The organism is Acinetobacter sp. CIP 51.11 (assembly GCF_000369665.1).
In the GTDB taxonomy this organism is placed as follows: Bacteria; Pseudomonadota; Gammaproteobacteria; order Pseudomonadales; family Moraxellaceae; genus Acinetobacter; species Acinetobacter lwoffii_S.
Genome location: NZ_KB850129.1, coordinates 2,062,740 through 2,078,329, shown reverse-complemented (window position 1 = coordinate 2,078,329; position 15,590 = coordinate 2,062,740). Strand labels below are relative to the sequence as shown.

General features: G+C 40.0%; 14 protein-coding genes. 8 read left to right on the top strand and 6 right to left on the bottom strand.

All coding sequences use genetic code 11. The features are described 5' to 3' along the window. The first annotated feature begins 147 nt into the window (after window positions 1–147). Both tfpZ and F894_RS13685 read left to right on the top strand, forming a co-directional pair. Complete coding sequence (tfpZ, locus tag F894_RS13690) at window positions 148–882, top strand: TfpX/TfpZ family type IV pilin accessory protein (RefSeq protein WP_005248342.1); 735 nt, start codon at window positions 148–150, stop codon at window positions 880–882. 89 nt (window positions 883–971) lie between these two features. Then, complete coding sequence (locus tag F894_RS13685) at window positions 972–2,606, top strand: PglL family O-oligosaccharyltransferase (RefSeq protein WP_005248340.1); 1,635 nt, start codon at window positions 972–974, stop codon at window positions 2,604–2,606. Window positions 2,607–2,657: 51 nt separating this feature from the next. Here F894_RS13685 and bfr read toward each other — a convergent pair whose 3' ends face one another. The 6 genes from bfr to gmk all read right to left on the bottom strand — a co-directional run bounded on the left by bfr (window position 2,658) and on the right by gmk (window position 7,533). Next, on the bottom strand, window positions 2,658–3,122 hold the full coding sequence (bfr, locus tag F894_RS13680; protein WP_005248339.1) for a heteropolymeric bacterioferritin subunit Bfr: 465 nt from the start codon (window positions 3,120–3,122) through the stop codon (window positions 2,658–2,660). A 236-nt stretch (window positions 3,123–3,358) separates the two neighbouring features. Next, window positions 3,359–3,553: a bacterioferritin-associated ferredoxin gene (locus F894_RS13675; RefSeq protein WP_004644972.1), complete on the bottom strand. Its 195-nt coding sequence runs from the start codon at window positions 3,551–3,553 to the stop codon at window positions 3,359–3,361. Between the two features lie 222 nt (window positions 3,554–3,775). Next, window positions 3,776–4,156 (bottom strand): RidA family protein, encoded by a 381-nt coding sequence (locus tag F894_RS13670; protein WP_005248338.1) that lies wholly within the window; start codon window positions 4,154–4,156, stop codon window positions 3,776–3,778. Between the two features lie 75 nt (window positions 4,157–4,231). Further along, window positions 4,232–6,337 carry a RelA/SpoT family protein gene (locus F894_RS13665; RefSeq protein ID WP_005248337.1) on the bottom strand — a complete coding sequence of 702 codons (2,106 nt, stop codon included), beginning with the start codon at window positions 6,335–6,337 and terminating at the stop codon, window positions 4,232–4,234. 214 nt (window positions 6,338–6,551) lie between these two features. Then, a complete protein-coding gene (rpoZ, locus tag F894_RS13660; RefSeq protein ID WP_004281186.1) occupies window positions 6,552–6,833 on the bottom strand; it encodes a DNA-directed RNA polymerase subunit omega in 282 nt (93 codons plus the stop codon). A gap of 76 nt (window positions 6,834–6,909) precedes the next feature. Then, complete coding sequence (gene gmk / locus F894_RS13655) at window positions 6,910–7,533, bottom strand: guanylate kinase (RefSeq protein WP_005248336.1); 624 nt, start codon at window positions 7,531–7,533, stop codon at window positions 6,910–6,912. Between the two features lie 133 nt (window positions 7,534–7,666). On the opposite strand from gmk, the gene ispH reads away from it, so the two are divergent. The 6 genes from ispH to F894_RS13625 all read left to right on the top strand — a co-directional run bounded on the left by ispH (window position 7,667) and on the right by F894_RS13625 (window position 15,590). Then, on the top strand, window positions 7,667–8,617 hold the full coding sequence (gene ispH / locus F894_RS13650) for a 4-hydroxy-3-methylbut-2-enyl diphosphate reductase (protein WP_005248335.1): 951 nt from the start codon (window positions 7,667–7,669) through the stop codon (window positions 8,615–8,617). A 163-nt stretch (window positions 8,618–8,780) separates the two neighbouring features. Further along, entirely contained in the window at window positions 8,781–9,317 is a 537-nt protein-coding gene (locus tag F894_RS13645; protein ID WP_005248334.1) for a pilus assembly FimT family protein, read from the top strand. Then, a complete protein-coding gene (gene pilV, locus F894_RS13640) occupies window positions 9,314–9,817 on the top strand; it encodes a type IV pilus modification protein PilV (RefSeq protein WP_005248333.1) in 504 nt (167 codons plus the stop codon). The genes F894_RS13645 and pilV overlap by 4 nt, the downstream gene beginning before the upstream one ends. A 1-nt stretch (window position 9,818) precedes the next feature. Beyond that, window positions 9,819–10,808 (top strand): PilW family protein, encoded by a 990-nt coding sequence (locus tag F894_RS13635; RefSeq protein WP_005248317.1) that lies wholly within the window; start codon window positions 9,819–9,821, stop codon window positions 10,806–10,808. A gap of 10 nt (window positions 10,809–10,818) precedes the next feature. Then, window positions 10,819–11,577: a pilus assembly PilX family protein gene (locus F894_RS13630; RefSeq protein WP_005248315.1), complete on the top strand. Its 759-nt coding sequence runs from the start codon at window positions 10,819–10,821 to the stop codon at window positions 11,575–11,577. 11 nt (window positions 11,578–11,588) lie between these two features. Next, on the top strand, window positions 11,589–15,590 hold the full coding sequence (locus tag F894_RS13625; protein WP_005248314.1) for a pilus assembly protein: 4,002 nt from the start codon (window positions 11,589–11,591) through the stop codon (window positions 15,588–15,590).

Genomic DNA, 15,590 nt, shown 5'->3' with positions numbered 1-15,590 from the left:
TGCAAGTTTTATCACAAGCGCAAGACTTTGTTATCTTTATCTATAAGGTCGTAAGTAGGTGGAAGTGTCAAACTAAGGCAGATGGCACTGGTATTCCATTAAAATATTTACCTATGAGCTGTCAATAATTTAGTGGTTATCAATAAAATGAATCCTAGACTTAAGTTTTTTTTAAAACATCTTTCTTGCTCACTATTAATTGCTTTAATTGTTGTGGGAATAGTTTTTTTTGTATGGTATCCCACACCATTGGCATCTGCTGTGGGGGTGACAGATATATTTTGGATGCTTCTAATAATAGACGTTATACTGGGCCCAGTACTTGGTTTTATCGTTTATAAAGTCGGAAAAAAGACTCTCAAATTAGATTTAACGGTAATCATTTCTATTCAAATTTTAGCTTTTATTTATGGTGTTTATAGTTTAGAGCAAGGACGCCCAGTTTGGATTGTATATAGCGTTGATCGCTTTGAGCTTATTAGAAAAAATGATCTGATTAAAAAAAATATTAAGCAAGCTTTACCAGAATTTCAAAAGGAGTCAATGCTTCATCCAAAATTTGCAACCCTAGAGTTTGCAAAGGATCTAAGTAAGCGCAATGATGATATGTTTTTCGAGGTTTTTACAGGAATTTCACTTTCACAAAGACCTGAATTATATGTGAATTTTAATTCCATTAAAATGATTAACAAAGCACGCTGGAAGTCAATAAAAGATCTTAAAAGCTATAATGAGTCTTCATTAGTAGATAAAATCTTAGTAAATTATCCGAATGCAAATGCTTATTACCCACTTAAAGCTCATGCTAGAGATATGGTTGTGTTAATTAATAAAGAAAAAGCTGAAGTCATCAAAATCGTCGACCTCCGTCCATGGAACTAATTTCTTTTATGTAGCATTTAAAAAAGCAGATTACCCTTTAATCTGCTTTTTGTTTATCATGTGCCAAACTTTTATCGCCTGATATTTCCATGAAATTCACGCTTGCCCTTATCGCAGCAATTCTGATTTCACTTGCATGGCTTATGCCTGTGCACTATCGCCCTTGGGTCACCTATACAGGTGAGCTATATGCTTTTTTTGCTCTATTTGCATTAGCTGCAATTGGCTTAAAAGAAAAATTAAGAATACCAGTAGTTGGTTTGCCATTATTAGTGCTTGCCTGTGTCCCGCTGATTCAATTTCTTATGGAGCAGGTCTTTTTCTTTAGTACTGCCATGATGGGCTTTATCTTTGTCTTTAGCTTTTGGCTCTCAAGCGTGCTGGGTTATAACTTTTCTATAGGAAATTATAAAAGGGAAGAAACTTTTGCCCATTTAAGTTATGTGTTTCTAGCTTCAGGTACGCTGACAGGAATTATTACGATATGCCAATGGACTAACTTGGACGCGACTTTGCCGGGTATGGTGAATATCAGTGGCAATCAGCGGCCCTATGCTAATTTCGCGCAGCCCAATAATATGGCAACTTTTTTAGTCATGGCATTGATGAGCTGCCTTTACTTATATGAAAAGAAAAAAATTCAGACCAAGTGGCTATTTGCCTGCGCTGCATTAATTGTTATGGGGGTTGCTTTAAGTCAGTCACGTACGGCCTGGGTAGCCGCGATCGCGATTATCCTGTATCTAGGTTTTTATCAATATAAAAGCGTTATTCGACTGAAATGGTATTACAGCATTGCTTGGTTCATTTTCTTTATTTTCTGCATTGTGGCTTTTCCATTACTCAGTCAGCTCGCTGCACAAGCGATGAATACGGACGTCGTACAAAGCAGGGATGTGGTATCTCGTGCTACCGGAGATATGTCGCGTATTGCGATCTGGCAGCAAATGCTGGCAGCGATTCAGGCACAACCTTGGTTTGGCTATGGTTGGTATCAAACTAGCGCAGCGTTCGTTTCAGTTAGCGATACTGTACAAGGCCCGGTGTGGATCCGTAGTGCGCATAATTTTATTATTGATTTCCTGATCTGGAATGGACTGATCATCGGTCTGCCTTTCTTGGCATATTTTGGTTATTTAGGCTTTCAGTTACAGCGCTGGGTCAATACGCCAGAATCTGTCATTGGAATCTTGATGATCGGGGCTTTTGTGACACATGCCATGTTTGAGTTTCCACAGCATTATGCCTATTTTCTGCTACCAGTCGGTTTTATTCTGGGGACGGTCTTGGCACAAAATCCAAAAATTAAAACGATTACCTTGCCTTCGATATGGATGAAACTGACTTTTAGCCTTGGAGTGATCTTATTGCTCGTGATTTACCGGGATTATGATGTTGCGGTGCCAAAACTAGGACAAAGTATTCGCTATGAAATGCAGCTAGAAAAGATCACTAATGAAAAGCCGATTTATCTGCTGACTGAGTTTAATCACCGGATAGCTTGGATTCGGGTCAATCCTTATCGCAAGATGAGCGAAGATGAAATTCATCAATATGAAAAGCTGGTGGTAAGCTATCCAACCAAATACAACTTTTTAAAATATATTCGTTTATTGGCTTATAACGGCTATGTAGATGAAGCACAGCATCAACTTCAGCGTTTAAATACGATTCAGAAAACTGAACTGGGCTATGCCGAAGTGACGCGAGATATGCCACGCTAATAAGTACAAAAAAGCCAGCAGATGCTGGCTTCTTTTATTGTGAATTGAATCTTAGAGCTGACTTTGAATATAGTTTTCGATACCCACACTTTCAATCAGATCGATTTGCGTGGTGGTCCAGTCCAGATAATTTTCTTCTTTCTCTAGAATTTCCTGAACCAGATCACGTGTTACATAATCCATTTGGGTTTCAGCCAGCGCGACTGCTTTCTGGATGACTTCAATATTTTCTTTAACTTTACGCACATCACAATGCAGTACTTCTTGAGTATGCTGACCGATATACAGTTTGCCCAGATTCTGTAAATTTGGCAGACCTTCCAAAAATAAAATACGTTCAATAATTTTATCGGCATGTTTCATCTGAACAATGGATTCTTTATATTCTGCCGAGCCCAGTTTCTCAATGCCCCAGTCATTAAACATGCGCGAATGCAGGAAATACTGGTTAATGGCAGTTAAGTGGTGATACAACACCTGATTGAGCTGATTAATCACATCACGATTGCCTTTCATCGCATGACTCCATTTGGACCTGTTTTATCTTTCTAAGAAAGCGCTCTAATCCTGATAGTAAAGCAAGTCAGGGGCAAATGGCGAGTAATTTATGGAACAGCAAATGAAAATCGACATAGAATCGATCCAGACTCGGATGAGTGGCAATAAAAACCCGCCAGAGTCAAAGGCGGGGGAGGGGTAATGATCAAAGATCATTGTTTTTCATTATGCTTATAAGGAGAAATATTTTGAATTTATGCTGCAACAGCCAGGCGTGCTGCAATTTGTGAAACTTCATCACTGATGATCATACGGGCTTCTGGTGCACAACGGCCACAGCAAGTTCCCAAGTCCAACATATCGCGGACATCACGATAACTTTCAGCGCCATTTGCAATAGCATCTTTAATGTCTTGATCTGTAATGCCACGGCATAGACAAACGTACATAGGACACAACCACAGTGATTAAATAAGATAAGTAATATTATTGATAATTGTTATCGTTTGTCAATAAAAATCATTTGAAATAGCTTTTATCATGATTGATGATTTAGATAAAAAATCACCACCTGAGCGGAAATCCAAGTACAGCTCGGATTTCCACACAAAAGTGAATCGTAATTTAGAATGAGATATGCAGGGTGGGGATTGAGTAATTTTTATAAATTATTAATTAATAATGACAATACCATCCATTTCAACCAAAGCATCTTTAGGCAGGCTGGCGACACCTAAAGCGGCACGTGCTGGATAGGGCTGGGCAAAATACTCACCCATAATTTGATTGACCAGTTGAAAGTGAGATAAGTCGGTCAGGAAAATATTCAGTTTGGCAATATCTGCCAAAGAGCCACCAGCGGCTTCACAGACTGCTTTTAAGTTATCAAACACCCGGCGAATTTGAGCTTCAATGCCTTCAACCAGTTCCATACTATAAGGATCCAGGCCAATTTGACCTGATAGATATAAGGTATCACCCACTAAAATGGCTTGCGAATAAGTACCAATCGCAGCAGGGGCATTTTCAGTATGGATTACTTGGCGGGACATTAATTTCTCCTTTTATCATCGACATACATCATATTCGATCAATTCGGCTGATCAAAGCACTATCGTTTTAAATGATCAGCTCGCTTTAGAGGCTTCACTGAAAACGACGGGCTGAGCCAGACGGATAATTCGTGGGAAACCGAAATACATGCGTAAATCCCGGATAATCTGTGCAATCTGTTTACGGTTATGCACCACGATATTGACATAAGTTTTGTCATCCTGAGTACGCACCATTTCCACCCCGGAATGTGCTTTACGGCATTGGTAAATCAGGTCGGAAATCTGCTCATCATTCATGTCCAGGTCAATGCTGAGGTAGGCAGTAAAGCTGATATCTTCCAGATCATCCGAGGTCCACTGTAACAACATGATATTTTCTGGATGCTGATGCTGTTCGTGCAACAGGTTGTGACAGCGTGCACGATGCACAATTAGACCGCGACGGGTCAAATGACCCTGAATTGGATCACCCAAAACAGGATTGCAGCAATGTGCATATTTGACATCGACACCTTCCGTTCCCTGAATCAGACGGTCTGAGCTGGCAATATTCTGATGCTGATCTTGGGCAAATAAATGGTTGGCCACCAGTTGCGGTAATAAATCACCGACTGCAATCTGTTCAAATAGCTGTTCCTTGCTGGAAACATGGCGCCATTCCAAAAGATTTTTCCAGTCTGCTTCCGTCAGATCACGAATGGAACGATGGAAGAGTTTCAGTGCACGATTGAGAGCCTGTTGCCCGACCAGACGTTGCTCGTCTGGATCCTGATCGCGCAAAATATTCTGAATAGCACGACGGGCTTTCTGGGTATTAATAAAACTGAGCCAATCCGGATTCGGGGTGGCGAGGACATCGGTAATAATTTCGACCACCTGACCACTCACTAAAGGCGTTGAAAGCGGCTTGGTTTCATTATTAATTTTTGCACCCACCGCATGGTTGCCCAGGAATAAACTCGCCGCATAAGCAAAGTCAACCGCCGTGGCGCCTTGCGGCAATTCATGTAAATGACCGTGCGGAGTATAGACCCAGATTTTTTCTTGGTGCAGATAGTCCAGTAATTCACTGAAAGTAGTTTTGGCGCATTCACCATCGACCAGAACATTCAGATTCTGCATCGAGGCCTGAATCGCAGAGCGGCAGGCCTGCGGGGCACTTTCACCGAGCACAACGCCAAAACGTGCTGCTTTACGCATGAGTTCGGTTTGAATGGTCAAAGACAAAGTGGTCTTTTCGCCTTTCAGACGCATCATCAAGGACTGGTTGCCTCCCGGTAGTGGGCGACGGATATGATCTTCATAACTCTGGATTTTAAAACTTTGCGTCAGAATTTCTGCCAGTCGGTCACAGTCAGCGATACTCTGTAAAATAATTTCAAAAGCATGACTATGAGTTAATTCTTGCAGGTCGATGTCATTTTTAACGAAGTGGCGCAGTAGCTCAATATTATTATTCTTCTTTTTAATCCGACCCTGAATGGCATTCTGTTGCAGCAGTTCGGTCAGGTTCTTTTCCCATTTGGCCTGATATTCACAGCGTTTGGGCTTGGTTTCTAGTAGAGCGGCCTGCACATTGTTATACATGTCCAGATCTAGATTCTGATAGCACAGATGTTCCAGGTTATCGGCCATTTCATTCATGCCGACAATACGTGCCATTGGAACAAAAATTTCAAAGGTTTCGCGGGCAATACGCGCGCGTTTATCAGGGCGCAGTGCGTCCAAAGTGGTCATGTTGTGATAACGGTCGGCCAGTTTCACAATAATGACACGTGGATCTTGTAGAGTCGCTTGCAGAATTTTCCGAAATGAAGCGGCTTTATTATATTCTTTATCGCTAGAATGACTCAGTTTGGTCACGCCATCGACCAGCTCGGCCACAGTAAAACCAAAAGTCTCAGTAATATCATCTTTGTTAAAGTCGGTGTCTTCAATCACATCATGCAGCAAGGCAGCCATCAGCGTTTCAGGGTCAAGACGCATATGCGCCAGAATACAGCTGACTGCAATCGGATGCAGAATATAAGGTTCACCACTTTTGCGCACAATCCCATCATGCGCCATATCTGCATAATCACAGGCCGCAAGCACACGTTCGACATCGCTTTCACTTAAATACGCATCGATAATGATCTCTAACTGCTGCTTGGCTTGACTGACCTGTGGGCCTGGCATAAAACACCTTTTCAACTGAATTTTTTACAAATAAAACGTGAAAGCGCTTTAGAAATGTGAATTTCCTGGTTTGATGGTTTTTTGCTGCTAGTGAGCAGAAAACCAATACAAACTTGATAGCTAACCCTTATGTTATAACCGTTCTGGCATAAATATAAAAGTCACATAACAAAAAAAGCCTAGTTTAGAACTAGGCTTTTTGAGTGACGATCTCTTATTGGAAAGAAAAACCGTCTAAGTTTAGATTATTTGCAGAAAGTGCAAGATCCAAGCTTGATGTTTGATAGTCTTGATCACGTTGTTTCAAAATGTCTTTTGATACATGACCTGAAGCGATTTCACGTAAAGCAACAACAGTCGGTTTGTCATTGTCCCATTCTACAGTTGGTTCAATACCTTGACGTGCCAATTGACGCGCGCGCTTGCTTGCCACTAGTACAAGCTCAAAGCGGTTGTCTACATGGTCTAAACAATCTTCAACGGTGACGCGTGCCATAAGAATTCTCGTTTGAATAATAAATTTTAACAGACTGCACAGTATAAAAGGCTTTGTCTATAGACTCAAGTTTTAATCACTGCTCAGTCGGCGTTATCAGTTTCTGAATTAGTTTTTCATGACGGTTGGCTTGCTGAGACAAGACCAAACGATTGGCGATAATCACCGCTTCAAGGTCATGCAGTGCTTTATTAAAGTCGTCATTAATAATGATATAGTCAAAGTTGCTATATTGTTGCATATCTTCTACCGCGCAGCTCAGACGATGCTCAATCACATCAACTGCGTCAGTACCACGGTTAGACAGGCGTTCACGCAAGTCGAACTGGCTTGGTGGTAAGATAAAAATTTGTTTAGATTCAGGAAAAAGTCGACGAACCTGTTGCGCACCTTGCCAGTCAATTTCCAGTAGCACATCATGACCTTTGGCCAGTTGCTCTTTGACTGTGGCTTGCGCAGTACCGTAGTAATTACCAAATACTTCGGCATATTCGATAAAACCACCTTCATTGACCAGATTTAAAAAATCGTCTTTGTTGGAGAAATGATAGTGTACGCCATCGAGTTCGCCAGGTCGTTGACCGCGTGTAGTGTGTGACACAGAAACGTGAAGATTGTTGACACGCTCAAGTAGGGCTTTAACAAGGGATGTTTTGCCTGTTCCAGACGCTGCAGAAACGACAAACAATAGACCCGACATGATATTTTTCCTGATATGATAAAATATCTTCTCTATTTTAGAGTAGAGCGGCTTTAAACTAAATAGTTGTCAGTCGATTGTTTACATTTATTTCAATTGAACCGCTAAAAATGGTGTGAGTATTGAGGATTCTATGGAAATTGTTTTAGCCAATCCGCGTGGTTTTTGTGCTGGTGTAGATCGTGCCATTGCGATCGTGAACCGTGCCCTAGAATGCTTTAACCCACCAATTTATGTGCGGCATGAAGTGGTGCATAACAAATTTGTGGTCGATGACTTGCGTCAGCGCGGTGCGATTTTTGTCGATGAGCTCGACGAAGTTCCTGACGATAATATCGTGATTTTTAGCGCACATGGTGTTTCTAAAGCGGTACAACAAGAAGCTGAACATCGTGGTTTGAAAGTTTTTGATGCGACTTGTCCCTTGGTGACTAAGGTGCACATTGAAGTGACCAAATATGCCCGTGAAGGTGTGGAAGCGATCCTGATTGGTCATGAAGGGCATCCGGAAGTTGAAGGCACCATGGGGCAATATGACAAAAAAAATGGTGGTGAGATTTATCTGGTTGAAGATGAAGAAGATGTTGCCGCTTTAACGGTGCGCAATCCTGAAAAAGTCGCTTTTGTCACGCAAACGACTTTATCAATTGACGATACAGCGAAAGTGATTGATGCCCTTCGCCAAAAATTTCCACTGATTCAAGGTCCACGTAAAGATGATATTTGCTACGCTACGCAAAACCGTCAGGATGCAGTGCGTGATCTGGCTGAACGTTGTGATGTCGTACTTGTGGTAGGTTCTCCAAACTCTTCAAATTCAAACCGCCTACGTGAGCTGGCGGAACGTATGGGGAAAGCAGCTTACCTAGTTGATAATGCTGATGAGCTTAAGCAGGAATGGTTTACAGGAAATGCCCAGATTGGGGTAACAGCAGGCGCATCTGCACCTGAAATTCTAATTAAACAGGTCATTCAGCGTTTACAAGATTGGGGCGCAGATGTACCTCAAGAACTAAATGGTCGTGAAGAAAATATAACTTTTAGCCTGCCAAAAGAATTACGTATTCCAGTTACTCAAGCTTAAAATGTGACGTATTTATCACCTGATTTATAATTTTAAAAAAACAGATAACTAATTTTTTGCAGTTATCTGTTTTTTTATGCCATTTATCTCTATTCGTGTGGGTTTTGTAAAGTAATTGGATACTATTTTTAATAGGGTAAAGTTTTGTTGCTTTGGGGGCAGGATGCGAAAAATAAGAGGATTCACGTTAATTGAGCTGATGGTGACGATTGCAGTATTGGCAATTATGGCGACGATAGCTGCTCCTTCTTTTGGGGATTTGATTGCAAAACGACATTTAGATACCTCAATTCGTGAGCTGTCTTTGGTGTTAAGTGATGCGCGAGCACAAGCTACAACTTTAAGAAAAAATGTGACAGTAAAATTTGAAAGTGGAACAAACACAGCAGAAATTCTTTATTGGATACCCAAATATGATGATGTGGATTTGAATTCAAACGCCAATGATGTTGATTTTTCTGATGTTGCCTATAATTCAGTAGGTATTCCACGGCAGAGAACAAAAACAATTGATAATGAAAATTATGATAAAGATCAAACTACAGATCTAACCACCATACCACCCACTAATCCACCAACAGTGGAAGTTTTATTACCGCTTAAATTTGAGTTATGTAATTCAAAAATAAAACAAAGTCGCACTATTACACTTTCAATGAATGGCACCGTGGAAAAAATTGAATTAGGGGTGTGCTCATGAATAACATGAATACGCAAAAAGGTGTTGGCTTAATAGAGGTCTTGGTTGCCTTGTTATTGTTAGCCATAGGTATTCTAGGTTTTGTTGGGTTGCAATTAAGAGCAGTGGATGCAGCAAATGAGGCAACAGATCGAACCATTGCAATCAATATAGCGCGTGATTTAGCTGAAAGAATGCGAGTGAATAAATCGGAATTGGCTGAGTATAAAACGGCGATCAATGCGAAGACTAAAAAAGATGGTTGCGTTGGAAGTGTACAAAGCTATGTACCGAATTGCTCTAGCCAAGTTATGGCTCAGTTTGATGCGAGTCAGATTACGCAAAAGGCAGCAGAAGTGGGACATGTAGTTAAAATCAATAATTGTGTCGGTAGTAGCCTGAATTGTATTTATGTAGCTTGGGGTGACACCAATATAGAAAGTAATTTGAACGCTTGTATTGATTCTTCAACTGGGGCTTACGTAGCAAATTCTAAGTGTTTAGTTATGGAGGCTTTTTAAAATGAATTTAAATAAAAAGCTGTTTTTGTATTCTAAACAAGGTGGTTTCACACTTTTAGAGTTAATGATTGCACTCAGCTTAGGGCTTGTTGTTAGTGCAATTGCTATTCAGTTGGCTTTAACAGGGCAAAAAGGTGTATCTACTCAACAGGCACTTTCTGATTTGCAGAATGATTCACTTTTTGGCTTGGAAACATTTGTACGTGAAATACGTTTGGCTAACTTAAATGCGGTTGAGCCGATGATCAATGACAGGGTTCTGCACGGGGGAATAGTGTTGGACGCACGCAACTACACCCAAAAATTTAAAAATGGTGAGGATGGTAAACCTACTACAACTTTAGATATTACACTTAAAAATGCTTTGTCTGAGGGTGCGGTAAGTAATTCATCTAACTTAGTGGGGCAAGCTAGTGACCAATTGGTGATCCAATATAAAAACTCAATGGGAAATCAATTTGACTGTGAAGGTCGCCAAATTACGAAAGATGCTTATGTGGTGCAGCGTTATTTTTTAAGAAATGATAGCAATAGAAATGACCCGAATAAACCATTGGCTTTGGCATGTACAGCTGCTAGTTATACAGGAGATGAGCCAACGGAAATTGATTTGTCTGGTAATGGACAAATTATGATTCCTAGAGTGGATCACTTAAGCATTCAGTTGGTTGTTGCAAGAGATGGAATGAATAAGGCTTGTTCTGCTACTGCAGCAGCAGATGGGCAGTTGGATTGTTTTGGTCAAATTTCAATTGCCGATTATAAGAATCTTGCTGCTACAGAGAAACCACAGATTGTTGCAGTCAAAGTAGGGTTGTTGGTTCGCTCGAATAATACCGTGGGAAATAATGACTTGTTTAATGCCGATAAAGAATATCAAGTTTTGAATACCCGAGCGAAATTGAATCCACATGACAAAAATAAGTTGTATATGCGAAATGTAGTTACACAAACCATTGCGATACGTAATGGTTTTGGCATCGCGAAGTAAGGAGAGGGAAATGAATGTACTAAAAGTAAATCATAGACGCTCTCAAAATGGTTCAGTACTTATTGTTGTATTGGTAATGCTGATTGTGATTGCAATTGCGGGTACATGGGCAATTCGTTCCAGTATTACTTCTTTAAATATTTCAACGAATGCGCAGGCAAGTTCATTATTGGTTCAAAACAGTGATTCAGTATTTTTTACTTTAGAGAACAAAACCAGTAATGCTTTGCAATTTGCTCAAATGCGTATTGGTGATGGTATGTTGGCTTATGCGTTACGTCCTGAAAATAAAGGTAAAGAATTAGTATTTTGTGTGCGAGGTAATGTGACAGATAACTTTTCTGGAAGTCGTATTGCCAGTTCTGTGTATTGGCAGAATAAGAAAATTGTAAATACAGAATTGGGACAAAATGGTTTTTGTCAAACAACTCGTGGTGATTTTATTAGTGGTCGTCAAGCTGTAATGACTCAAGTCACTGTGCGTGCAGCAGATACGGATCGAGATTGGGAACACATGATGGAAGGCGATGACAAAGAAAGTTCAAAGAGTACGGGAATTCAGCACGTGGTGATTACGGCAACCTCTTTACTTCCAAATTTAAGTTCAGCCAGTGTTCAGCAGGTCAATAATTGTTTGAAAAATCACACCAGCTTTGTTGATCCTTTGGTTGATAACGATACCGTTACTGATTGTTTGGCAAGAAATAACGTTCCATATAGTACTCAAGATATGGAATACAGTTTGCGCACGCTAAAAGCTAGCTCGTAGGGGGATAGAAAATGAAGCAGCATCAGATTCAAAAAATTCAACAGCAGCAGTTGAAGCCTATAAGTAAATTCAAACTTGCGATATTAGCAGCTTCTATTACCTTTTTAATTGCTCAGACTGCGACTTCTTATGCGAGTGATATAGAAATCTATACTTCCAATAGCAGTTCAGCAGCGGGAGCTGTAATTGTGATGATGTTAGATACATCGGGCAGTATGGATTTGCATCAAGTAGGTGATGATGCATGTGATATACCTGATGGTGTTAGTACATCTAATGTTGTATTAAAGAAGGGTATAAATCATCCGGATGGCTATGGGTATAAAATTAATTATTGTGAAGTAGGAGCAGGGAAGGCCTACTTTTATAGGACAATAGTCGAATCAGTACAAACATCCGCAACAGGCTGTGGACGTAGAAATAGATCTCCATGCTATGAAGATCAGAATGTATGGTATCGATGCGGTGCTGTGAATGTAGGTAGCGTCTATAAAAATAAAGACTCATGTGCAGTAAGGATAGCAGCTCCGAGTATAACTGGTTATCAGCCGGAACTAGGAGGGTATAGAGATTCTTCAACTTATTATTATAAAAATACTGTTGCAACAAATATATACCTGGATAGAATTAGTCGGTTGAAAAATGCCCTGTACGCGTTGGCAGTAATGCCACTATATAATGATACAACAAAAACAGGCATTAAACCGAATGTACACATTGGGATAGGAACTTATCCATATTTAACATCTTCAGAGAATAACAAAAGGGGGTATATTCGTATACCAGTAGCTGAATGGGGAGATATTGGTTCAGCTCAGCGTCAAAAAGTAATAGACCTTGTTAAAAGTAATGAATTTAAAGGTGAAGGTGGGACACCTACATCAGCAGCTTATGCAGAAGCGGCTGCTTATCTCTTGGGTACAACCACTAGGGGAGGTAGTAGCAATAGTTATAGTGGAAGTAACTTAGCACCGTCTAGTATTTATGCTGATGGAAAATATACATCACCAATCAATCAATGTACTGGAGATGGAATTTATTTCTTAACTGATGGTCAGCCACAAACAGATAAAGATTCAAATACTCAAACGATTATGCGAAGAGCATTATCATCCGGTACTTGGGTATTTGGAGATGGATTTAGTAATAATACAGGTGCGAATGATAATTATTCGTTTAAATCAGATTGGAAAGCTATAGGATCTTTTTCAAAACAATTAAATGATGTTACAGAATTAAAGCGTATTACAGGGTTAACCAAAGAAAAAGGAATTGCAACTGCCGTTGTTGGATTGGGTAAAGTTTTTGCTGATGCTGAAAATACAACAGATCAGGACGGTAAAAATGCATATGAATGGGGTCTGCATAGTTCTGCAGGCGGTAGTTTTGGTCAAGGTGGGTTTACTTCAGCTGATGATTCAGCACAAATTGTCGCCAGTTTAAACCGCTTTATTGAGGATCGAAGTGTTGATATTCCAAGTATTAGTACTGGCTCTTCAACTATTCCGTTAGATAGTCTAAATCCAGAAGTTGTACAGGGATATTCATACTTCCCTCAATTTGAACCTAAGGTGAAAGACTCTGATGTTAAGCAATTGTGGTTTGGTAATTTAAAGAAATACTATGTTGTTGATAATGGTATTTTTGCTGATGAAGCAGGAACTAAAAAAGTTGTTGTGAAGAAGAGTATTCTTGCAGATTTAAAAGATATTTGGTCTAAAGACAGCACAATGACTTACCCTTCTGGTACATCAACTTATAAAAAGTATGGTGTATTAGGTAAGTTAAAATATGGCATAGAAGAAGAAAAACCTGCACGTTATATATATACAGACTACTCGTTTGATGGAACAAAAGAAGAGGGTAGCCGTATTGCTCAAGACTTAAGTTTAATTCAAGTTAAACCAACATATACAACTAGCTCTAAGACAAAAACAGACGATCCTGAGCGTGTAAGAGCCTTAATGGCATTGTTAGGTTATCAAATACCGGCTAATGAATCTACGAATGGTTATGATCTGAGTAATGCAGCTCCAGTTGAAGTTTTGCGTCAAATGGGAAGCAGTTTACATTCTTTACCAGTGCTATTAACTCAGAGTGGTAAGGCAATAGCAAAACGTAATGAATCAGGGGGAGTCTATGTAGACAGTGAAGACCGTCAAGACTACATTTTGTTTGGGACAACTCAAGGCTTATTGCATGTGGTTGATGCAGATTCTGGTGAGGAAAAATTTAGCTTTTTACCGAAAGAGATGTTGGAAAAACAGTATGAATTACTGAAGGTGGGTGCAGGGAGTTGGAATAAAGGTAAAGCAGGTCTGTATTATGGTATCGATGGGGAGTGGACGGCACATACAGTATATGTAAGTAAAGATGATGGCACGCTTACTGTGGATGGTATTGCTAGAGATGTTGCAGGCTCTAACTCTAGTGAAAAAGAAAATTTAAAAGGAAAACAGTGGGTTTACGGTGGTTTAAGAATGGGTGGTCGGAGTTATTATGCCCTTGACTTAACAGACCTGGACAATTCAGTCGCAAAACCGAAAGTTAAGTTTCATATTGATCCAGCGAGCAGTAGTGTTAAACGTTTGACGTATGATAAGGATGGTAACCCTCAGTTATCAGAAAAAGTCTATGATGCCTTGGCCAACATGGGTCAAAGTTGGTCAAAACCTAAATTGGATTATGTTAACTGGAAAGGTGAGCGTAAGCTCGTTATGTTTGTAGGCGGCGGTTACGACGCTGGTGGTCCAGAGGGTGATGGTCTTTATGAAAATGGTGTTCGATCAGGCTATGGTGGATATGAATATCATGATTATAAACAGGCGCAAGTTTCATGTGCTGCGGGTAATTTAAGATGTAGTACTGATAGCCGTGGTTCCGGCGTATATATGTTTGATGCTAACAATGGTGATTTACTTTGGTATGCAGACTCTACTAATGGTGAAAATGGTATTGATCATGTTAAAAATGAAGACCTTAAATATAGTGTAGTAAGTGAAATTAAAACTATTGATCGAAATAATGATGGTGTAGTCGATCATATTTATTTTGGGGATTTAGCTGGTCAAGCTTTCCGTATTGATTTTAAAAATGCTGGGGGCTCTACTTTTGATTCACAAGTAACCAAAATTTTGAATTTACATAAAACAGATGGTAAAAGCCCTCGCTTTTATTATATGCCAACATTTACAGCACATCACAGTGCGGGGAAATTGGAAGGCGGTAATATAGTCGTTGCATCTTTTGTCTCAGGGAATAAAAGCTCACCATTATTGGCTACATCAGATTCTCCAACAGCAACAGGGCAGTCAAATTCAACAGGTCTGAGCTATGATGCTGTTTATGCGCTGTATGAATATGATATTCATCCAAATGGGTCTTACTATCCAGCGACACGAACAGCTGCTAAAACACTAGCGACCAGTGCTGAATCAGCAGCTGCAGCAACTCCTAATAAGACCAAGCTTAGATTGTTGACGGATATTATTAATAATAAAACAGCAACGGCTTCAAAAGGTGCAAAAATTGATCCATCAAGTGGCTGGGGAGGTTGGTATTATCCATTTAATAAAAACTTCACAGAAGCACAAAAAGAAGCCAGTACTGTTACAGTTAGCGAAGGCATAGTAAAAGGAATTACTCCATTGGTTGCAATGGAGGGAAATTTGTATGTAACTATGTATGATGCATCTGCTACAGGTACAACATCTTCATGCGGTGCTGGTGTAAAAGGTGATAGTTTTACACAGCGGTTATGCTTACCGACAGGTGTATGCCCTGAACAGGCTAGATATACCTATCATTTAGGTGCTGGTATTGTGGGTTTAAACGTTGGTCCAATGACTAGCTCTAAAGGGAATAAAGGGATTATTGTTCCAGATCCAGATCCAGATAATGTGAAATGTGTAGGTGCTGATTGTGCTACTATAGGTAACCGTTTTATTCCAGCAGGTGGTTCGTTGAAATTTATTCCACATCGTTGGTATGAACGCTATTCAACGAAGGAGTGA

What these genes read in the sequence shown, in the direction of transcription:
- tfpZ (WP_005248342.1), top strand. Translation starts at nt 148, where the DNA reads ATGAATCCTAGACTTAAGTTTTTTTTAAAACATCTTTCTTGCTCACTA.
- F894_RS13685 (WP_005248340.1), top strand. Translation starts at nt 972, where the DNA reads ATGAAATTCACGCTTGCCCTTATCGCAGCAATTCTGATTTCACTTGCA.
- bfr (WP_005248339.1), bottom strand. Translation starts at nt 3,122, where the DNA reads ATGAAAGGCAATCGTGATGTGATTAATCAGCTCAATCAGGTGTTGTAT.
- F894_RS13675 (WP_004644972.1), bottom strand. Translation starts at nt 3,553, where the DNA reads ATGTACGTTTGTCTATGCCGTGGCATTACAGATCAAGACATTAAAGAT.
- F894_RS13670 (WP_005248338.1), bottom strand. Translation starts at nt 4,156, where the DNA reads ATGTCCCGCCAAGTAATCCATACTGAAAATGCCCCTGCTGCGATTGGT.
- F894_RS13665 (WP_005248337.1), bottom strand. Translation starts at nt 6,337, where the DNA reads ATGCCAGGCCCACAGGTCAGTCAAGCCAAGCAGCAGTTAGAGATCATT.
- rpoZ (WP_004281186.1), bottom strand. Translation starts at nt 6,833, where the DNA reads ATGGCACGCGTCACCGTTGAAGATTGTTTAGACCATGTAGACAACCGC.
- gmk (WP_005248336.1), bottom strand. Translation starts at nt 7,533, where the DNA reads ATGTCGGGTCTATTGTTTGTCGTTTCTGCAGCGTCTGGAACAGGCAAA.
- ispH (WP_005248335.1), top strand. Translation starts at nt 7,667, where the DNA reads ATGGAAATTGTTTTAGCCAATCCGCGTGGTTTTTGTGCTGGTGTAGAT.
- F894_RS13645 (WP_005248334.1), top strand. Translation starts at nt 8,781, where the DNA reads ATGCGAAAAATAAGAGGATTCACGTTAATTGAGCTGATGGTGACGATT.
- pilV (WP_005248333.1), top strand. Translation starts at nt 9,314, where the DNA reads ATGAATAACATGAATACGCAAAAAGGTGTTGGCTTAATAGAGGTCTTG.
- F894_RS13635 (WP_005248317.1), top strand. Translation starts at nt 9,819, where the DNA reads ATGAATTTAAATAAAAAGCTGTTTTTGTATTCTAAACAAGGTGGTTTC.
- F894_RS13630 (WP_005248315.1), top strand. Translation starts at nt 10,819, where the DNA reads ATGAATGTACTAAAAGTAAATCATAGACGCTCTCAAAATGGTTCAGTA.
- F894_RS13625 (WP_005248314.1), top strand. Translation starts at nt 11,589, where the DNA reads ATGAAGCAGCATCAGATTCAAAAAATTCAACAGCAGCAGTTGAAGCCT.